The 21,199-nt window shown below is 42.0% G+C and carries 17 protein-coding genes and 1 CRISPR repeat array; of the genes, 3 read left to right on the top strand and 14 right to left on the bottom strand.

The genetic code is table 11. From position 1 onward, the window contains the following. A partial coding sequence (locus tag B156_RS31055) for an integrase core domain-containing protein (RefSeq protein WP_018622176.1) occupies nt 1–220 on the top strand: 220 nt, incomplete at its 5' end. Between the two features lie 701 nt (nt 221–921). Here the strand turns inward: B156_RS31055 and B156_RS0123120 are convergent. From B156_RS0123120 to B156_RS0123090, 7 genes are all read right to left on the bottom strand, one after another. Next, the gene (locus tag B156_RS0123120; RefSeq protein WP_018622174.1) at nt 922–1,524 is read right to left on the bottom strand and encodes an outer membrane beta-barrel protein; all 603 of its coding nucleotides are present in this window, start codon (nt 1,522–1,524) and stop codon (nt 922–924) included. A gap of 826 nt (nt 1,525–2,350) precedes the next feature. Then, the gene (locus tag B156_RS0123115) at nt 2,351–3,031 is read right to left on the bottom strand and encodes an NADPH-dependent F420 reductase (protein ID WP_018622173.1); all 681 of its coding nucleotides are present in this window, start codon (nt 3,029–3,031) and stop codon (nt 2,351–2,353) included. A 244-nt stretch (nt 3,032–3,275) separates the two neighbouring features. Beyond that, nucleotides 3,276–3,863: a hypothetical protein gene (locus B156_RS30510; protein ID WP_018622172.1), complete on the bottom strand. Its 588-nt coding sequence runs from the start codon at nt 3,861–3,863 to the stop codon at nt 3,276–3,278. 303 nt (nt 3,864–4,166) lie between these two features. Continuing rightward, complete coding sequence (locus tag B156_RS0123105) at nt 4,167–4,586, bottom strand: DUF3995 domain-containing protein (RefSeq protein ID WP_018622171.1); 420 nt, start codon at nt 4,584–4,586, stop codon at nt 4,167–4,169. 327 nt (nt 4,587–4,913) lie between these two features. Beyond that, the gene (locus B156_RS0123100) at nt 4,914–5,594 is read right to left on the bottom strand and encodes a porin family protein (RefSeq protein WP_157627152.1); all 681 of its coding nucleotides are present in this window, start codon (nt 5,592–5,594) and stop codon (nt 4,914–4,916) included. Between the two features lie 35 nt (nt 5,595–5,629). After that, the gene (locus B156_RS0123095; RefSeq protein WP_018622169.1) at nt 5,630–6,400 is read right to left on the bottom strand and encodes a DUF4386 domain-containing protein; all 771 of its coding nucleotides are present in this window, start codon (nt 6,398–6,400) and stop codon (nt 5,630–5,632) included. Between the two features lie 76 nt (nt 6,401–6,476). Next, nucleotides 6,477–6,674, bottom strand: a complete 198-nt coding sequence (locus tag B156_RS0123090) for a hypothetical protein (protein WP_018622161.1) — start codon at nt 6,672–6,674, stop codon at nt 6,477–6,479. 752 nt (nt 6,675–7,426) lie between these two features. Between B156_RS0123090 and B156_RS29735 the strand changes: the two genes are divergently transcribed. After that, nucleotides 7,427–7,675 carry a transposase gene (locus B156_RS29735; RefSeq protein WP_018622167.1) on the top strand — a complete coding sequence of 83 codons (249 nt, stop codon included), beginning with the start codon at nt 7,427–7,429 and terminating at the stop codon, nt 7,673–7,675. Then, complete coding sequence (locus B156_RS31045; protein ID WP_157627151.1) at nt 7,575–8,405, top strand: IS3 family transposase; 831 nt, start codon at nt 7,575–7,577, stop codon at nt 8,403–8,405. The genes B156_RS29735 and B156_RS31045 overlap by 101 nt, the downstream gene beginning before the upstream one ends. Before the next feature lie 421 nt (nt 8,406–8,826). Here the strand turns inward: B156_RS31045 and B156_RS30500 are convergent, their stop codons facing one another. From B156_RS30500 to B156_RS0123045, 7 genes are all read right to left on the bottom strand, one after another. Beyond that, nucleotides 8,827–9,648 carry an alpha/beta hydrolase gene (locus tag B156_RS30500; RefSeq protein ID WP_018622166.1) on the bottom strand — a complete coding sequence of 274 codons (822 nt, stop codon included), beginning with the start codon at nt 9,646–9,648 and terminating at the stop codon, nt 8,827–8,829. 283 nt (nt 9,649–9,931) lie between these two features. Next, the gene (locus B156_RS0123070; protein ID WP_018622165.1) at nt 9,932–10,420 is read right to left on the bottom strand and encodes a hypothetical protein; all 489 of its coding nucleotides are present in this window, start codon (nt 10,418–10,420) and stop codon (nt 9,932–9,934) included. 1 nt (nt 10,421) lies between these two features. Then, nucleotides 10,422–10,925, bottom strand: coding sequence for a hypothetical protein (locus B156_RS0123065; RefSeq protein WP_245563805.1), 504 nt, complete (start codon nt 10,923–10,925; stop codon nt 10,422–10,424). 309 nt (nt 10,926–11,234) lie between these two features. After that, entirely contained in the window at nt 11,235–12,446 is a 1,212-nt protein-coding gene (locus B156_RS29720; RefSeq protein WP_084757846.1) for an alpha/beta hydrolase-fold protein, read from the bottom strand. A gap of 333 nt (nt 12,447–12,779) precedes the next feature. Continuing rightward, nucleotides 12,780–15,221 (bottom strand): TonB-dependent receptor, encoded by a 2,442-nt coding sequence (locus B156_RS0123055; protein ID WP_018622162.1) that lies wholly within the window; start codon nt 15,219–15,221, stop codon nt 12,780–12,782. A gap of 82 nt (nt 15,222–15,303) precedes the next feature. Beyond that, nucleotides 15,304–15,501, bottom strand: coding sequence for a hypothetical protein (locus B156_RS0123050; RefSeq protein ID WP_018622161.1), 198 nt, complete (start codon nt 15,499–15,501; stop codon nt 15,304–15,306). 246 nt (nt 15,502–15,747) lie between these two features. Beyond that, nucleotides 15,748–19,038: a winged helix-turn-helix domain-containing protein gene (locus B156_RS0123045; RefSeq protein WP_018622160.1), complete on the bottom strand. Its 3,291-nt coding sequence runs from the start codon at nt 19,036–19,038 to the stop codon at nt 15,748–15,750. A gap of 712 nt (nt 19,039–19,750) precedes the next feature. Continuing rightward, a CRISPR array of direct repeats spans nt 19,751–21,186; the repeat unit is 37 nt; unit sequence GTTTCAATCCTTCTTGTGATGGATTAGCCTCTGGAAT. Nucleotides 21,187–21,199 lie beyond the last annotated feature (13 nt).

The following is a 21,199-nucleotide window of genomic DNA, read 5'->3' as shown; positions in this document are numbered from 1 at the left end:
TGAGCGTTTTTGGCGCACCATTAAATACGAGCATCTTTACCTAAGAGCGTATGCTGATGGTCAGGAGTTGCACAATGGATTGAAAGAGTATTTTCGGTTTTACAACCAGGATCGGAAGCACCAATCATTAGGCTATCAAACGCCTGCGGTGTGGTATATAAAAGGGGTGGAAAGGGGAGAAAGTGCAATTGTGCTCCCAAACGACTCCAGTTTAAATTGACCCAAAACCTGTCCAAGATTTGGGGAGCACCATAAATATTGTGTAAACCTGCCTAATATAATGAGCAAAAGAACCAACGGGGCTAAGTTACCTTACTTCATATTGTTTGTTGCCGTTAACGGATTGAGCTGCGTGTTCATTCCTTTCCTCTTAGACTACGCTCATAACTTTCTCAACAGTATTATTATTCCCAAAAGCTTGCTCTGGGACACCAACAACCATATGAGAGCAGATAGAAGCGGGTGGTATACGGTTCAATTATTAATGATAATGGCTGAGTTTGTAGGCTTACTTTGGCTTCTCTACCGCTTCAATTGGCAAAGTACTCATAATTGGTTAGTCGAAAAGCGGACGCGGGTTACTCGATCAGTGACGTGGTTGATAGTTGCAGTAGTGGCGATAGTGACGTTGTTTGGGAGAGGTGGTTTTCTTATATGGCTAGTGAAGCATTACGTTAAAAACGTTGTATGATCAAATGTTACGTGAAGCTGTTAAGCAAGGTTAATCTACCAATATTTCATTAACATAATCCGACCTTTTCTCTCCCGCGCGGCGTCCGCCCTTTCCAACGTGCAATCCGGTCTGTTCTCGGCGCTTGTATAGGTGGTTGATCTTGGAATATTCTCTTAACATAAGAACTCCTATACAAGAGGTCTAAGAAAAATACAATTTGCAACAGGGTAAAAAAGGAATTAGCAACTTTAGAAATGCCAGACCAATTGAGTCTGCACACCCAAGCTATAAGAGCGATAATTGCTGTATTGAAACCCATCCGAATTGACTGGTCGCTCCAAGGAGTAGCTGGCCGTTGGCTGTACTAACAACGACAAGCTTGAATTGAAGCGGTAATCTAACCCAACCCCCGCCACGGCATCTGTCCGAATAGGGGCCTCTGTAAAGGTTTTACTCTTTGCAAAAAGGGCACCAGCTGAAAAATAAGGCGACATACGATGCTTAGTTAACCGGTAGTTCATTAGCAGCGGCAACTGCCAGCCTTCACTGGTAAAGGGAACAGTACTGCCCGGTGAAATTTCTAAATAGGCTGTGTTTTTGTAATAGAGTATGCCGGTGGAGACATCCCAATGAGGGCTAAAATGATAGCGGGCACTTAAGCCAAACGAGGAGACTAGATTGTGCTGGTCTATTTGGCTCGGGGTGGTCGATGGGCTGCCAGTTATAGCAAACTCATACGAATACGGATTGTAATTAAACCAGTAGGTAGGAGCTATTGACACTCGGCTTTGAGCGGGTAGGGGTGAAATAGCTGCAACTAACAATCCCAAGGAAAGTAAAAGAGTTTTCATTCATCGAGTGATTTACAAATGAGGATTCCCGTCAATTTAAACGGTTGTAAGGGATAAAAATTACGGTTGAGTCAGCGAGGTACTCCAACCTGCGGTACCCCTGTGGGTTCTTGGCAATTTTAGGGCGTTTTCTGAACGATGATTAGATAAAGACCTTGGTTGACCAAGTGTCGACCAACGGCTCATACGTATATGCCAATCTAGCAGGTTTAGGAATTGTATTTTACCACTAAATAGGATTAAGGATGCTATGCCTCTCCCCTTTTCAATATTTTGTACTTTTCATAGTGATCGTCCATAAAAGGAAACCTTTTCGTGAACGGTTTCAGGCTTTCAAGAAAAGAGTCAGACTACTTATGGGGTTTAGAGAATGTGTTCATTTGGCCAAGGGATTTATTGAACGATTTTTGTGACTGACCAACCTAAAAAGTCTCTCTTCTCCCGGCATAGCAGTGGCGCCCCACCCCGGCCGCTTCTGTCCACTTTTGGCTGACAACGTACAGTTAAATTATTATGGTTAGTGGAACAGCTTTCAGATCCGACCTAGATGGCCCTATTATTAGGCTTTAGTTTAGTATTCTTACCCATAAATTGCTGTGGTTCAAAAGTTATGACTTATCGGACTTAAACGGTTAAGCTGGTCTATAATTTTTAAAACTTGCCGGATTCGTCAAGTGTGCTTCCAAACCTGGCTGCCTACAGATTACTGGTAAATACCTACAATCTTATATTTTGAGCATTTTCTGACACTGATACGAATGAAGCTTATAACCAATTGTTTAAGGCTATAAGCTTCATTATTCGGCGTGTCGTAACTACTTATTTATTATAGGTATGGACGCGCCATTTCATCCGCTTTTGCCAGGTTTTCAGCCCGTTTACGGATGTCTGCTTGTTGTAAGGCGGATCTCAACGTGTCCTTATCCAGATCCTGACAATAGGCAGGCTCACCTGGCTGCTGTCTCCAAGACTCTGAAAGAAAACCGCCATCGATGGCATCGAAACCTATTTCATCAATGAGTTTCATAACCGTTGCTTTTTGCCCCTTATCATCACCTGCGACAGGTAGGGCAATTCGATTGGGACTTCCCGTTGAAACGGCCTTAGAGGCTAAACTTGGGGCAACAATATTGTTAAACGCCTTGATCACTTGATGACCGATCACCTTTGCTACCCATTCACTATCAGTCAACCCTGCCTGGATATCAGTGGTTTGCCCGTCACGGGAAGGATAGTAATTTCCCGCATCCACAATAATGGCTTCAGAAGCCGACAATGTATCGACCGGCAGATTGACAATCGCCTTCTCGGGAATGGCAATAATGACCAGGTCCTTAACACCGGCCGCTTGAGCTGTTGTCACGGGTGTTGCACCGGTTTTCCTAGCAATTTCGCCTAATGATTCTGGTCCGCGCGAATTGGCTACGGAGACCTGATGGCCCAGCGCAGTCAAATAGCCGGCCAGTGTACTCCCAATGTTACCCGATCCTATGATTCCTATTTCCATAATTGATGTAAATTAGTTATGCTGGTTATTTTATTTATTTTAAACACGAGGATCAATGCCAGTCTAAATTCACTACCCATCTGGAATCGAAGCTATCACTGCTTTTGGGCTGCGACACTATTATTCCAGCCCAAACATTACCAATTGACGAAAACATAAACTAATTTATGATTGCATTATGTTTCCAATTTAATCGAGCTTTTATGAAATAGAGTTATTGAAACTAGCTATCCAAAAAATATCTTTATATCATAGATGAATATAAAATACACATTTTAATAAAAGTTAATACTACCAATAAAGCTGTGGTAATGCCATTAATCTTGCCAATTGGTAAATTTACAGTGCTATAATTTAATCGAGCTTGTAAATCTAATGCGAAATTCTTTTTTTGGTAAATTTCATAGCCTATACTTGATACTACTCCTAATCCTGAATAATAGTTAGTTTCCGCTGTATTTTTAGGTTTAAAATCATATAATACAGGAGCATCAGTACCAATTCCAATTCCCTCTAATATCCAAAATTCATCTGTTACCAAATATTGAGAAGAGGCAAAAACACCGCCAAAATCTCTTAACTTTTTTCTATCTGACAAACTATATTCATAAATTGAAACAGCACCATTTATCAAAAAAGCCAATTTTGGATTTATCATATAACCAACTTTCCAACTTAAGGCAAGATTTGTGTGGTTCTGATTTTTTATTGGGAAAATCAAATTTGAATTTGCAAGGCCTGTTGCAAATCCAAATACAAATCCTTTTTTCGATTGTGAAAACCCGCTAATTGATAGAAGAAAAATTGCGAAGGTGAAAAGACTATGTTTCATGATTTTAACTTTAAAAGGTATTTTATATTATTTATGACACTACAGAAATATTAATGCAATTGAGAGTTTTTGAAAAATAATTATACTACAAAGATCCCAGCTATTTTCCTGCGTCGTAAGATCATCTAGGCGCACGACCAACATAACGGAGTGAGTTTGACAAGAACGACAGCTTCGTTGGCTGAGACGGTTTCGTTCACCGTATTTACAGTTGCAAGTTTTTCGGCCATACTGCCTCATGCCCAAAGCACAATGTGAGTATGAGCTTAAGAGGAATGGGCAGTATTTTCATGGTTGCTAGAGCTAATAAGTGAGCAGAAATGAATTTACGCTTAATAACAGGCACAAAGGCGAATAAAAGTTTGTGTCCAGCTGGGAAAATCGGCTACCGCGCACCCGTTTGAATAAGCCAACGTAGCGGAAATCGCCGATGGCCCGCAGTAGAAAAATTCCGGCTAAAAACCAGGGCCCGGATCGAGTTAGCCAATCCGGCACAATGATATTTAGCGGAGTCAACCACCCAATTTTGTACAGGTAGAAAAACGCCATGAAACCGAAAATAAGGGCCACGACAAGGGTGGTAAAACGGCCGGGTTTAATTGCCTTCGCACCGTTTAGTTTCGGGACCGATTCTGCTAAACCCCAGCGCCCGCCAGCGGCCCAGTACACATGGATCAAGCTGATTATTAGCAGCAGTGTAAAATTCAATATGGCTGGTATCATAGTTTACTAGGCTTGTGAACGGTTGAACTAAAGACTGTATTACTTTATGGCTATCGCTCGGTCCAGTGCGTCCCTTTTCACGAACACATCAGTTCGGGGAGTAACTCTTGCGAAATACAGATTCCAGCAGGCGTAACAGATCGGTCTGACTGTTCTTTTAGCCCGGATGCGAAGTGAAATTGCCGCAGGCCCTCGGCTACTCAGAGCATATACAGCACCCCTAAAATGGCTACCAATAACCAAATATTTCGGGGACTTAAAACTTTTCGAGTGAATTCATCGCTTAAACCAACCTACTTACACAGTCCTCATAGTACCTTCCAAAAACTATCCCCCGTTGGCAGATCTATTCTTTTTATATCGTTTCGCTACAAGCAAACTGATGTTCAGCATTCTATTGTAACGTTCCACATCGTTCGAGATATTGACCAAACCATACCCGTAGCGAACATCGAGAGTAAGTGTGGTTTTACTCATAATAAAATTGTATCCAGCACCTGCTTGTACTCCAAAGTCCCACCGGTTGAACTCACTTGCGGATTTACCAAATGAAATTTTTGTTGTCGTTTCAGCTACAGCATCAGATCCATCTGTTTTCAAACGCCCGCCCAAATTATAAGAAACATAAGGGCCTGCATTTAAATACAGGTTATTATAATGCAAACGAGCTAAAATAGGTGCTTCGACAGTATAAAGCCGTAGCGTTGATTTATTGACTGTGAGTTGATTGTTTCGTTCCAGGCTACCACCTTTTATGGCAAAATAAACTTCCGGTACTACTGAAAATATTGGCGTAATGCCTGCCTGGTAGGCTACACCGATTTGGAAGCCTTTAAAATCCTTCTTGTATGGCTTAAAATCGCTGTTCGATTTGCCGTAGTTGAAGTTTGTCGTCAATGAATTGACTGAAACGTTGAATCGGTTTGTCTGTGAAAATGATTTAAATGAAGCGGCCATTAAGAGCGCTGTTACTACTGCTGCTGTTAGTGATTTAATTGTTGAAAGCATGGGAAATTCGTTTTAATTGTTTAAAGATATTTTGATTAAAATTTTGGTTCAATTTCAAAAGCTTCTATGGTATAGTGAATATTGAAACCTTTGGCAATAAGCCAAAAAGCAAGTACCATTTCATAAATAGCAATGGGAAAGACTAATAGTAATTCACCTGTAGAAAACGAATCAATTATACCAAACATCGCTAATAACGATGCAATAAATACTAAGCTGGCTCCTGTTATCCCCAATAACGATAGCTTGTTGGGAACAAGCCCCGTTTTGTAGAATACATAACTATAGATAAACGTATTTATGCCCAACATGAACTTTGAACCAAGGATAAACGTCCAATCATGAAATGCTTTTGCGATTGTACCAACTGCATCGTAAATGCTGGTATCAGCATTGCTGGCTGTTGTATAAGAATAACTAAGCGTTAAGAGAGAAAGAACACTGACAAGCCCAAGAAGAATAAAGACGGTTTCCAGTACCCGGAAACAAAAATAACCCAAGGCCATTTGTTCATTATATCTCTTCAGATAAGGATACAGCATAATAGCGGTTCCACAAGCCGCAATGACTAAAACCATTTCGAACACCGCACCTAATATAATTTGGCTGTAATTAGCTGCACCTTGATGCAGGTAGTCAGTGCTCGTAAGGAGCGGGTCATAGAGTAGTAAACCAATGATAGCTGAAACCGTTGCTACGATGAAAAAACAACCAGTAACAATTGCATTGGATTTATCGGTTCTTCTATTATAAAGGGTAATACTTGTCTTGCCTTCTTCAAAAGAAAGTTCTTTTGCTCGTCTCATTTTTATAAATTTTATGAGTTTGGAATATTTAGGTAGACATCTGGTACTTGAAAATCAGTAGGACAAAAAGCATCGACTAGCCCGCTTCCAATCGGTTGACCGAGATGATCTTCAGATTCAAGTCCCGGATCAGGTTCAGAATACCGTGCAAATGAGCCTGGTCCTTTATCTCTATCTGCATAATGGTCAGATTGTCCTTATACCGGATAGACAGGGCGTCAAAGTGCTTTTCCCATGTGGGGTCAAGGTGTTCCTGAATTATTATTTCGGTCATGCCCTTCGTAGTATTCCGTTAACTGGACTCAAAAGTAGGGGTGGCCTCAAACAAAAAAACCACCCGGGCGGGTGGTTTTAGGGGTGAATTTCACCGAAGTGTGTTCTTGNGGTTACCCGTTGAACTGGATATAGCCATTCAATGGACACCAATAAAACNGCGTATGTTTCGATGAACAGAAGGATAGGTCCTTCGGTAAAAAGCAGGTGTCTAAGTTTAGCTGTTTTCCCAGTTATGCACCAAGCGCTAAATCAACCGCAGTTGCTTTGCTTTTTCCACGGCTTTGCTGCGGCTATCTGTCTTAACCCCCTGAATGGCTGGACAAAATTTAAAAAAAGGTGGTGCGTCCCGGCGGGGAACCGCACTGCGATTAGTCCTTTTAAATTCAGATACCATGAGCAAACTAAGGCGGAGTTTTACTCCCGAAGACTGCTATCCCATCGTCCAAGAAGCAATCCGTGACGGCTATTCTGAGACTTGTCTCAAGTACATCGGCACAGATTTCCATGGGTTATACAAGCGTTGGCGTATAATTTTTATCATATTTCTGACTACGATGGACTACCGAGCAGACCCGGTGAATTAGCCGCATGGGCGGTCCCATTGTTGCGAACGGCGTTCAAAACGAGCATTTTATTCTTGCCTTCACCAACTTTACGTTGATAATAATCTTGAAGCTCACCTTTCACACAAATAGCTGAGTGATATGGTCCTGAATACCCGGACACGAAACTTTTTTAACTTCGTGTACCATGAACCAATCCCAACAACCCAAACGAAAGTATACCGCCGAGTTTAAAGCCGATGTGCTTCGGCTAGTTGCCAATGGGGAACCCATCACGGCCGTAGCTCGTAAGATGGGCATTAGTGATAGCCTGATTCACGCTTGGCGGAAGACCAATGACAAAGCCGGGCCGCCGGTGCGGGGAAAAGAAAACCGATCACAGTCTTCAACAAGAAGTCGAAAGCCTACGCCGGCAACTGCGGCAAACCGAGATTGATCGGACGGCCGAAGCCGCGCGAGATCCTAAAAAAAGCTGTTGCCATTTTCAGCCGACAAACCTGACTATGACTTACCAGTTTATTAGGTCCGAAGAAAGTAATTTCCCCGTACGTCTACTCTGTAAAATGTTGAATGTCAGTAAGACTGCATATTATACATATCGTAATGGAACAACGTTCACTCNGTCAGATAGCGATCTAGCCATGACGACAGCAATCGACAAGATCTTCTGGGGGCCGCCCGTGCGGGAAAACTCCCGACGCTATGGCAGCCGTCGCGTGCTGGAAGCCCTGAAAGAACAGGGCGTAAAGGCTGGTTGGCATCGAGTACGCCGTTTGATGCAAGAGCAGGACTGGCGGGCCATTCAGCCCCGTAGTTTCGTACCCAAAACGACTAACTCCAAGCATGGTTTAACGGCTTGTCCTAACCGCTTAATCAAGTTTGGCAAACCTACTGCACCTAACCAAGTTTGGGTTGGCGATATTACGTATTTGCCTTTGGCAGATGGGAACTGGGCCTATTTAGCCAGTTGGATGGATTTATTTTCTCGTCGTATCGTAGGCTGGTGGGTCGATAAGGCTATGAGAGAGAACTTGATTATCAAGGCTTTCGATCAGGCTCTTGAGCAACGTCGGCCCATGCCAGGTTTGATTGTTCACTCGGATCGGGCAGGGCGGCCTGTGCCGTGGTCAGTATTTCGGCCAACGTTTCCGACAACGATTGGATAAATGGCATTGTCGGCAAAGTATGGCCGAAGCGGATAATCCGTATCAAAATGCCCACGCCGAGTCATTTTGGGTGGGACCGCCCATGCGGTCGATTAAAGGCTGAATTATTAGAGGATGGTTGTTTTATGAGTCTTCAGGATGCCCATGACGAGCTATTTAACTATATTGAAGGCCACCGTGGCGCGGGTATTATAATATTCGCCGGTTACATTCGGGGTTAGGTTACCATTCCCCGATTGATTTTGAAAACCAATTTCACCAAACTGTTTTGTTGAACTCTCAAAAGTAAAGTGTCCGCCTAAACAGGACCACCACTGGGAGCACCATAACCGCAGCTAAAGTGGGAGGAAGCAGAGTTAGTTTATGATACAACCTTTTCAGAAAATCAATCCAGCTAATAGGGGGCTAAAACAAGTTTTTGCTATTTGTTTTCGAGGTGCTGACTTGAACGATCAAAATAGTCTAAGATTTTTCTGGAATATGCATCCTTATGTTCGGATTTCATCATGGATGCATGTTGAGCGTTGGCTACCATCCAAAGTTCGGTCGCTACTGGGCTATGCTCCTTAAATTTCATTCCCATTTCTACGGGAACCCAATCGTCAGATTTGGAATAAATGAGAAGTAACGACGACAGGTGCTTAGCTTCTTTAATGCGCTCAATCATGCGCACTTTTTTCTTATAAGTAGGCAACAGTAGGTTAAACAATTGAAGCATTTTGTAGGATACAGGAAACTGTATCCAAAAATCTTCTAACGTAATGGCCGCACTCTCAACGATGGCGAACCGATAGGGATGGGTGGGATCAGCAAAAGCAATTGTTGCCATTTGTCCACCCAGAGAAATACCATGATAACCAATGGGAATAGCGGGGGTCAATTCGGAGGCTTTGATACCCATGGCCACGATGTCATCAAAATAGGAAAAATTTCCGTGGGTACTTTCGCCAAACCCATTGATGTCGAAAACCACGGTATTAAAACCATGCTCTCTTAATAAATCTGTATAGCCATGCTTAATAAAATAGCCTTTCGCTTCTTTGCCCATGGGGTGACCAAGCACAATCGTGGATTTTTCCTCATTGGTTTTAGATCGGGCAAATAATCCTTGAAGGATGCCACCTGATTTACTCTTTACTGAAAACGGCTCCCATTCCCGTTGCTGTTCAACGGATAAAGGGCTTCTCCACTTGACCATAAAGTTGCCGAAAAAGGGGCGTTTCAGGATTTTGTAAATGAACATGTTGGCTGTATAAATGAAGCTTTATGTGTAAATAAACGGTGTTATTTTGTCAGCAAAACCAAGCCAATGCGAGGCCTGCTGCTTGGATCGCAAATTGAGTTCCATCAGCGAATTTGCGTCAGATTGTCCTTATACGGGATGCCAGGGCATCAAAGTGCTTTTCCCATGTGGGGTCAAGGTGTTCCTGAATTATTATTTTGGTCATGCCCTTCATATCTTAACGAAGGGGAATTTTTAAGCGAATGTCAGCCTGCCTTTTGCCAGACCGCATAGGGTTTTCGCCTTATTTTCTCTTCGGTCTATTAATTTTTCTTAAAATTTTTACCCATAAATTCCATTCGCTATATTTCTTGTCATTTATAAAATGATTTTCTACTTTGTCAAATGCATCTTCAATATATGCATCGTGTAACCACCGAATAACTAATGCCCATTTTATAGTTGCGGAACCCATTGTCGTCATGTTAATTACATGTGAAAGTTCCGTTTTAGTTGTTTCCAACTCTGTTATTGCAAGTTTGTGAAAACCATTAAACCCGATCATGTCAAATTGTAATGTTATAGATTTTCCAGGCTGATATTCTGTTACAAAATATTTTATTGGACCGTGTCTACCTTTTGAACCTACCTGTAACCCCTTCTCAAACTTCATGGCCGGCCATTTATCTGTCGCTAGCATCATATCGTTTTCTGTTGCCAACGTATTAAATAACTTGGCAAGCTCTACTGGTGGTTGTTGAATTTCTCTTTTATGAATATTGATTACTTTCATTTTATTTACCAATTAGAGTGTTATACTCTACTGGAATTTGCACACCTTTGAAATGATTTGTTAGTCCATAAAATATCAGAATTGTAAAGCAAACCCCAAAAAGAAAAATTACTTTTGACTGCCTACTTGGTGATAAACCAAAGAAATATTTTTTCATTTTCTTGTTATGTATACAAGCAATGTGTCCGAAAAATGAGGTTATTGCCAATCCATAATAAGGAACGAAAAACAAGTTAAATGGAAACGAATTTAGGCCTGCTACACCAAAGTAAAAATTTGTGTCAAGATGCAAAAAAAATCGTCCACTCAATACCGCAGTTAAATGAATTATGAAGAAAATTGCTAAATAGAGGCCTGTCCAAATGTGTAGTTTGTCAAAGTTTAAAATTGCTGTTTTTCTATTTGTCTTGAAAAGTACAACACCTGAAAATATTTGAAGAACTACGGCACTCAACAAAATTGTCTCAATAAAAATATTACGATAAAAAACTCGTAATAAATTCATTACTTCTATGTGTTTGTCCGCACCGTATATACTGTAAATGTGATTAAAAAGGTGAAGTCCAACAAATATTGTAATTGTCAGTCCCGATATGTAATGAATTATCTTTATTTTCATAATATTTGTGTATGATATGGGGTCGCTCTTATTTAGTCGTTTATTTTTTATGATTTCTTAAAATATTTTTCTTTTAGAATGATTACATCTATTAAATTAGTCCGTCATGCGTACTAAAAACTGTTTATAAACTAATTCACACAGATACTTATCTCAACACGATTGGAACACTACCTATCTGTTCTTAAATAAAACCTAATCATTTTCTTCCAATAAATTTTTAAGCTTTTGCTTTGTTTCAGGAATTTCCTTGATAGATAGTGCTTTTTTGAAATTTTTTATAGCGTTCATCCTATCTTTTTTTGCAAGATATAAATCGCCCATTGAATCATAACAATTGGCGTTTTCAGGGTAGTTGTCAATATTTAGTTTGAATAGATGTTCTGCCTTATCAAATAGTTTCTGGCTCAACATTCTATAACCTAGATTGTTAGTTTGACTCTCATTTGGCTTTACAACGTATCCCATTTCTTTGGAGATATTTTTGTAATGTTCTATTAACAAAGAGTCCAGTCTAACATTTGGATTATCCAAGTCGCTATCATAAATTTTAAATTTGTAAAAATTAAAAATAAAACGCAGGGCATCGTACTCCCCAACCATTCGGACGGAACTGTGATCGTCGTCTTCATAATATTTGTGTTTAAAACGTAATTCATTATTTTTGCTTTGAGCAATGTATTTAATTAACTTCAAATTACTTCGAATAAGTACAGTATTATCACTCGTGTCTTTTTGAACGGCCAGTGTATCAACTCCTTTTTCCATACGATTAGCTAATCCCATAAACAATGTTTTACCTTTAAAATTTTTATTTTTTAAGATAAGCTCTCCTTCTTTTACAATTCTTTGATCGTCCCACCATAATGCTCCGTCGAGAGAAATATATGCATTAAATAAATTAGGTTGGTGTATTAAAGCGTTTATAACAGTTAAACCTCCAACAGAATGCCCTATAAAAATTTTGTAAGGTGTAGTTGGATAATTAGATTCAACAAAAGGCATCAATTCTGTTTCGACATAAGCCATAAATTTATTGCCTGTGCCAACAAAACCAGGATATTCTTTATCTGTACCTGATGTTAAATCTTTCATCCTGTTAGGATGTATTATCCCAACTATAACCATGGGTGGGCAAAGTCCCACCTCGCTCATATAGTCTGTTATACTAACGACTGTATTAAAGTTTGTCTCTCCATCTAATAAATAGATTACTGGGTAGCCTTCATTGCCAGTAACCTTACTTACATTATTACCTGTGGGAGAATGTATCCAAACATCACGCTGTTGTCCTAATACTTTAGAGGATATACTTTTTTTAAATCCAGTCACAAAACTATTATTCTCCTGTGCTCTGACAAAAAGAATGTGGAAGAACAATATACAACAACACATTAATGTTTTCATAAAACTTCAAGCTTAGATTTGAAATAATTAACACCAATTAAAATCACTTCCTCTGAATAGTAGCTTATTGTTGTGTGAATTAGTCTGTAAAGCTGCCCTGCCTTTAGTATGGCAATGGATTACCTAAAGGCATAGCTATGCCTTGGTATTAAAGCCCTACTCACGGATCAAAACAGAAGGGTGCATTTCACACCTATTTAGCTTAGTAGCGACTAACTGACATCGGCTACTTTGGTACAATCTACAGTTGCGAAGTTTGCCGTTTGGTACTCAAGCCCAATCCAGGAGTTTCTGTAAATGATAGTAAGTAAGTTCCCCTGGACAATTGTCAAACTAAAAGTATAACCGGTACATCAGGTTAGGAAGCAAACCCCTTTGAGTCGTATGACCTATTGAACCAGGCTTATTTGGGTCGTAATATTCGGTCAGCTTGCCTTGCCGATTCGTGACATTATCTAAGTTAAGGAATAGCTCATGTGTAGTTCGGGGCTTGTTCCATTTGTAACTGACCGAGAGCACTAACTTGGAGAGGTCGCCTAAGGAAGTCTCGTACGCTTTTTCATAATCCCAGAACTTATTCTTAGCCGGATCAACCGCTAAATTTCCAGCATTATCTCTTAACAGCGGAATAATAGGTTTGGCGCCACTGAAAAATACTTTCGCATTCAAGCCCAGTACTTGATTCTGCTTTTTTCCCAACTTGACAAATTCTTTTCCAGCTAAGATATTGATTAAATAATGGCCATTGTAAGGTGTGTTTCGCACTTTGCCTTCTAGTGTTTGATAGGTAGAGCTATATAGGGAGCCATTAATTAAATAATAAAAATTATGGTCAAAGAAACGTTCTAGGGTCAGTTCAATCCCATAATTTTTTCCAGTTCCTCCATTTACCAAGGCAACATAGTTAAAATCTGGCCCCTCATTGATAGTAGCAAACGTACTGTTAATCCTATTTTCGACTGGTAACTGGTAGAGAGACTGGTAATACACTTCTGCTTTGGCCACTAACGCCCGGGAGAACCGTTTTTGGTAACCCAGCACAAAATGGTGGGCTTTGAGCAAACCCAGGTTTTTGTTTGGCTCACTTGGTTGTCCATTTTCCGATTCAACTTGGGCAAAATAGTTATGAGCACTTTCCATCGTGCTATGTTTCCCATAACCAGCCTGCAGTGAATTGGTCGGGTTGAGTTGCCAATTCAGGGAAATTCGGGGTTCCAGCGTGCTTTTATGGTTGAGCAGCACATTCATGTTATGAAGCCCCGTCACCATCGTGACTGCTTCATTGAAGCGGTGTTTCCAACTGATATAATTCCGGACAGAACCTACTTTATTTTGAAAGTTAAGTGAATAGGCACGAGTAGAAACATCCTCCTGTATATGGCTTTGACGGTAATCATACTTGACAAGCGAGTATTGAGAGCCGATCTGAATGCTGTTTCGGGCATTTATTTTGTTGTGATAGGTGATGCCACCCCGGTAAGTCGATTTGAGCAAGTGGCTTTGGTAATTAGGGTGCGTGTTTAGCACCGAATCCATTAGGAAGGCCCCAGTACCGTCATATTGTTTTTCGATGCTGGATTCAAATACCTGGTCTTTAATGCCTTCCTGCGAATAAGCCAACGTAGTATGAACATAGCTATTGGTGCTAAGAGGCATCGTATGGGTCAAACCCAGGTTCAGTAAGTTAGATCCTTTTTCCAGGTCTTCCCGAATACCATCGAGCATGGATCGGTCACCTGGCGTTTCCGCAATTTCGGGTTTTACACCTTTTAGGAAAACGCTACTCGAGCCACCCAATCCGAAAAGCGAAAAGGCCCCTGCTTTTAGGGTGGGCAATACGATCTTAAACGCGGCATCCTGAAATTTAGGCGTTCCCTTAACCTTTGTTAAACCCAGGTCGGTTAATAAGGAAATGGTGGAGTAGCGATAATTCACAAGATAAGAGCCTTTATACCCTTTTTTGATCGGTCCTTCAACGGTTAAATCCGTACCCAAAATTCCTACCCCTAAAACAGCTTCCGTTTTTTCATTATTACCGGCTCTAAGTTTTACATCATATACGCCCGATAAAACATCACCATATTCTGGGGCAAAAGCACCCGTGTGAAAATCGGAGGTGGCCAGAATATTATTATTCAGGGTACTTAATCCACCGCCGATAGCACCCTGGTCAGCAAAATGGTTCGGATTGGTGATTTGGATACCTTCCAACCGCCATTGTACATATTTGGGCGAATTACCCCGGACAATAATATCGTTGTTTCCATTGGGGTTGTTAGCTACACCCGCAAAGTTGGCCATGATTAGGGAAGGGTCGTTGAAACCTGCGGCATACCGACTCGTTTCTTCGGGTGAAATGGAACGGGTACTGATCAGGGCCATTTCATTCAGGGCCTGACCTTTTACCTGGTTGGCCCTCACCACGAATTCGGCCAATTTAACCGTCGATTCCTGCAGGCTCAAATTCAGCACCACTTCCTTACCAGAGTTGACGACAATATCCGGGATGGCTTTGGGTTCATAGCCCAGATAGGATACCTGTAAGGTTATCCGTCCGGTAGGAATGTTAGTCAATCTGAACTGGCCATTCAAGTCGGTGGCGGTACCAATCAAGGGCGTAGTCCCCACTACTAGGATGGTTGCTCCAATCAGAGGGGCCTGGCTATCCGAATCGATCAAGGTGCCTCGTACGGTTTGAGACAACGGCTGCGCCTGACCCAAAATGTGATTAAGTATAAGCAACAAGAGAAGGGGTATTAAAAAGATGTGTTTCATGGCACTTTGATTTAAATTTGTTTTGTGAGCCTCCTGCTTTGGCGGAGTAAATGTGACATTGGCCGACAATCCCGGGCATCGACTAGCCCGCTTCCAATCGGTTGACCGAGATGATCTTCAGATTCAAGTCCCGGATCAGGTTCAGAATACCGTGCAAATGAGCCTGGTCCTTTATCTCTATCTGCATAATGGTCAGATTGTCCTTATACCGGATAGACAGGGCGTCAAAGTGCTTTTCCCATGTGGGGTCAAGGTGTTCCTGAATTATTATTTCGGTCATGCCCTTCGTAGTATTCCGTTAACTGGACTCAAAAGTAGGGGTGGCCTCAAACGAAAAAACCACCCGAGCGGGTGGTTTTAGGGGTGATTTTCACCGAAGTGTGTTCTTGGGGTTACCCGTTGAACTGGATATAGCCATTCAATGGACACCAATAAAACGGCGTATGTTTCGATGAACAGAAGGATAGGTCCTTCGGTAAAAAGCAGGTGTCTAAGTTTAGCTGTTTTCCCAGTTATGCACCAAGCGCTAAATCAACCGCAGTTGCTTTGCTTTTTCCACGGCTTTGCTGCGGCTATCCACTTCTAGCTTTACGTAAAGATCCTTTAAGCGGCTTTTAACCGTATTCAAGGATATAAATAGTTTGTCGGCTATTTCCTGGTTAGTCAGATCTCCCGCTAACAATTGGAGAGCTTCTCGGTCGCGGGTAGTCAGTTTAAAATGGGCGGACGGTGATTTTTTTCTTTTTTCAATCGTGTACTTCAGCTTATCAATAAACGGTTGCGGAAGTTTTGATTCTGCAGTTGCCTGCTTTTTGAAAATTTCCTGCAGCAGCGGGTTGATCCTCTCCAGGTAATTGAGATGATACATTAAAATTTCATCGGTGGCCGCATAGCTCAACGATTCGGTTAAGCTGGACAACGCTTTTTCCTTATCGCCGATCGCCAGGAAAACGATGGAAAGGAAAACTTTTGTTTCAATCATGCGCTCAATGCGGCCCTGAGCACTGGCCATCTCATATAGCTGGGACAGCAGCCCATAGGCCTCCTCCATTTTATGCTCCGCCATGAGCAACAGGGCAAAGGCAATGTAGCGGTACTCTTCGAGATACGAAATGGGTTTGCCCGTTTCAACATCATGCATGTCTAAAAAAGCGCGGGCTTTCTCTAACTCATTTTGGCTAACTAGCCAAGTTGCTTTCCAGCCGATATACATAGATTCCAGAAATGGATTGACCTTGTTTTTTTGCAAAATCACTTCCATTTCCTTAATCTTTAGTTCAGCCTCCACCAGATCCCCTTGCCCGTGCAATAACACCGAATAGACGACTAACACCAACACTTTGGATGTCATGTCTGCTTCGTGTATACACAGGCGATAAGCTATTTTAATGTTTTCAGTAGCCTCATCCAGGTCGGCCCAGAAATACTTGATTGCCGCCATGTTGGCAAATAAAACCGCAAAGGTCCAGTCTGTTTTTACCAGAGCAGCGTACCCATTTTCTTTCAGGAATTCTAACAGATCGACGCTCCGTTGATAGGAAACATTGTAGCGTCCCAACCGGCCCTCATTGAAAGCCAGGGCGATGGCAATTGTGGTTATGAGATAAATGTTACCTGACTTTTTACCAAACACTAATGCTTTTTTTAGGGCCACGGTGCTTTCCATCAGGTTTTCATTGGCTAATTGGGCCCTCCCAACCGCATACCATCCCCAACTGAACCATAAAGGATCTTCTTCCGAAAGATTGTCCAGGGCAGTCCGGCAGTAGGCGAGGATAATTTCCGGCTTGCCCATGAATGAATGCTGGTAAGCCAGCGCCACCGCCAGTTTACCGACTAATTTTTTCTGGTCTGGAATAGCTGCCCCGTTTGCTATGTTCTGCCTGGTAAGTTGTTCAGCACTGGCTAAAAACGGGGCGGCTTTTTGAATTTGTCCGGCTGTAATTAATACCCAGGCATAGAATAAACTAAACCTTGGATTCTTTTTAATGAGCTCATCTGGTAATAGGTCACCATATTTTATAATAGAGGTATGGTGACCTTTTTCCCACATGCCTTCGACTAGTTCTTCCAGCAACTCAATGGCTTTACCATAATCCTGTATTTGGAATAGATGCTCAATGGCCAACGGAATCTGTTGGTTCTGCTCAAACCAGACACTAGCTTTGGCATGCAGCTTCATTACTGCAGAGCGTTCTCTTACCAAAAGGCGTTGTTTTAGTAAATCGGCAAACAAGTGATGGTACCGAAACCATTTTCGCTCGGCATCTAATGAAATGATAAACACATTATTCCTCTCCAGCATTTCCAGGACCGTTTGACTATCCTGACGATCCAAAACGGCATCGCAAAGCGGACCGGACAATTGTTCTAATAGGGACGTTTGCAGTAAAAACTCTTTGGTTTCGGGAGTTTGTATTTTTAGAACCTCTTCAATGAGGTAATCCATAATATACCGGTTGTTCCCCTTAAAAGCCTGTATAAAGGCAGAGCTATCTTCTCGCCCCTGCAGGGCCAGGGCAATGAGTTGCAAACCAGCAATCCACCCCTCTGTTTTAATAGTAAGGGATTGTACATCCTCCTGATTTAGCTTTAATTTAAGCGTCCGGTTAAACAGAAAATGGATCTCATTAGCCGAAAAACTAAGGTCAGTTGCCCTTAATTCGACCAACTGGTGTTGACTTCTAAGTTTAGCAATGGGTAAATTGGGATCGGCCCGGGTGAGGATAACCAGGTGAATAGTAGGGGGTATAAATTCGATAAAATAGGTAAATAGGGTTAAAACTTCCCGATTAGTAATGATATGAAAATCGTCCAGTACCACTAAAAAATGCTTCGGAAACGAAATCAATTCATTAATTAATACCTGGATAATGGATTCCGGACTTATCTGGCTGGGAGAATGAAGCAGTTTCAGCGCATTTTCGCCAAATTTTGGGTAGAGCCCTTGAATGGCGGTAATCATATAACTTAAAAATTCGGCCGCATCATTATCGCTGGTATCGATAGAATACCAGGCCGCAGGAATCTTTTGCTGAATGATCCAATCACTCACCAGGGTTGTTTTGCCAAATCCAGCTGGTGCAGAAATGAGCATTAGCTTAGTTTTCAGGCCAGTAGCTAGCTTCTCAAAAAGCTCCGTGCGATGAACGGTTTGGATACCAGGTGGAGAAATATGAAGTTTTGTTAACAACACCTTGTTTTCTCCGCTACGGTTCATACTAGTAACAGGAAACACATCACTAGTTTTGTTTGGCAGCGACCTTGTCCCCTTTAGTTCGGTGGGTTCTGGCACCTTGATGCCCTCATTGGTGATGGCAAAAACTTCCACCGCATCGGCTATATTATCGGCTATATTCTTCAACGCAAAGTGGCCTAACGAGGTGGTTGAAATCGTGGTGTGATTCTTTAGTTCATCATTTAGTTTGCCCGATACTAGAATACACCCTGCCACCCCAAGACTCTCAATACGGGAGGCAACATTCACCCCATCGCCATACACTTCTGATTTGTCAAACACAATATCCCCCAAGTGCAAGCCAATGCGCAGGGCCACCGGCTCGTCTTCCTGCAAGCGTCTTTGAATGTCAATAGCACAATGAACTGCATCGACGGCACTTTTAAACACACTTAAGACTCCATCGCCATAATACTGGATGATCTTTCCCTGATGTAGTTTGTGCTGTTGCTGGAATACCTCCCGGTGTCTGGCTCTTACAGTTGAGGCCAGCTTTTCATCTCGCTGCATCAAGGCCGTATTACCCACAAGGTCAGCAAACATGACCGCAGCTAATTGACGCACTTTCTTTTCGTTCATGGCATATTCCTTTAACGGCCGTAGCCCCAAGCTAAGCCATGCGTTAAGACGTTACGGTTAAAGATTTGGGCTTTGCCCCGGCCTGGGCACAAGGTATCGAAAGATATCGACTATTAGAATAGGCCTAAGTCTCTGAAAGGTAGGATGATGCAGTTGGTCAATAGCTTCCAGGCTGGTATTGAATGAAAATCTCTGTTCTAAACAAACCAAAACGGTCTGAGGGTTAATTACCAACCCTTGTAGGGCAATATTTCTTTTAATGTCCTCTCAACATACTGGTGATTGTTTCGCTAAATTCCGTTGATGATATGTAAAGTCAAAAGTCAGCCATTATCTGCCAATCACTCCAATTTTCAAAGAACAGCAACTAGGGGTTTCCTGAACGATTTTTGAAAGGCGTCAATACTAGACCTAAATTATTATTTTACAAATACTTACATTGTTCATTTAATAAAGTACAGATGGCTTTAATTGGACGAATTGATATGGTTATATAACCAATAAGCGGAAGCTGATCGCTAAAAAAATAGGGTAGATTAAAGAAGTTGGCTTTAATAAAAGCCATCGGCCTCACACTTCTTGTGATAAATGGACTTTTAAACATCTCTGATCGCAAAGGCATTTACTGATGTAATGAAGTTTCAATCCTACTTTCACTGGATCAACATCATGAATCTGGTACGGATACTAATTGTCGTCATGGAACCTGCGTGTTTCAATCCTTCTTACGCTGGATCAGCCTCTGAAATGCTACGCCAAACTGCCCACCGACTTCGGCCATTTTCATGTTTCAATCCTTTTTGTATTGGGACAGCCTCTAGAATGGCGTACCCCTCGCTGACAATGAGGTAGAGTCGGAGTTTTAATCCTTCTTGTGATGAATTAGTCTCTGGAATGAGCCGCAGCTGTTCAGCCAGCTCCCACTGAATCAGTTTCAATCCTACTTGTGATGGATTAGCCTCTGGAATTATTATCTCATCAAAACCTTACGCTTACCAGCTATGTGTTTCAATCCTTCTTGTAATGGATTAGCCTCTGGAATTTATTTTACCTCCCACGACGCCCGGCCCGACGAGATGTTTCAATCCTTCTTGTGATGGATTAGCCTCTGGAATATTGCCGGTAGTTTCGGCGGGGGTGGGGTAATCGGGTGTTTCAATCCTTCTTGTGATGGATTAGCCTCTGGAATTCATAGGCAAATGGCGGACGGACACCTTAACAAGTGGTTTCAATCCTACTTGTGATGGATTAGCCTCTGGAATCCCTGGTGCTGTGCCCGTTGGCCGCGTGGTTGATTGGTTTCAATCCTTCTTGTGATGGATTAGCCTCTGGAATATAAGTTAGACTATGCCACGCAGCAGGAGGTGGATACGGGGTTTCAATCCTTCTTGTGATGGATTAGCCTCTGGAATCCACTTTAACGGGTGCCTGTTTACCGTTCTTCTCCTGGTTTCAATCCTTCTTGTGATGGATTAGCCTCTGGAATTCCGCGTGGCTGGTTCATTGGATCAGTCGTTTTCAGGGTTTCAATCCTTCTTGTGATGGATTAGCCTCTGGAATGCTGATTTTTGATGCCCTGGTTTTGGCTCGAATTAGTTTCAATCCTTCTTGTGATGGATTAGCCTCTGGAATTCCGCGTGGCTGGTTCATTGGATCAGTCGTTTTCAGGGTTTCAATCCTTCTTGTGATGGATTAGCCTCTGGAATGCTGATTTTTGATGCCCTGGTTTTGGCTCGAATTAGTTTCAATCCTTCTTGTGATGGATTAGCCTCTGGAATTCCGCGTGGCTGGTTCATTGGATCAGTCGTTTTCAGGGTTTCAATCCTTCTTGTGATGGATTAGCCTCTGGAATGCTGATTTTTGATGCCCTGGTTTTGGCTCGAATTAGTTTCAATCCTTCTTGTGATGGATTAGCCTCTGGAATGGGCGTATAGTGCCGGGAATATAGATGCTGATTGATTGGTTTCAATCCTTCTTGTGATGGATTAGCCTCTGGAATTATATATCGTGGGCTTTGGCAAACCGGATGCACTTGTTGTTTCAATCCTTCTTGTGATGGATTAGCCTCTGGAATACAGAATCCACTACTGTAGCGGGTCCGGTGGTAATGGGTTTCAATCCTTCTTGTGATGGATTAGCCTCTGGAATCGAACGTTTCACG

Origin of the sequence: Spirosoma luteum DSM 19990 (genome assembly GCF_000374065.1) — a bacterium.
Lineage (GTDB): Bacteria > Bacteroidota > Bacteroidia > Cytophagales > Spirosomataceae > Spirosoma > Spirosoma luteum.
The sequence above is the reverse complement of the archived record's forward strand: the minus strand, read 5'-3'. Positions and strand labels throughout refer to the sequence as shown.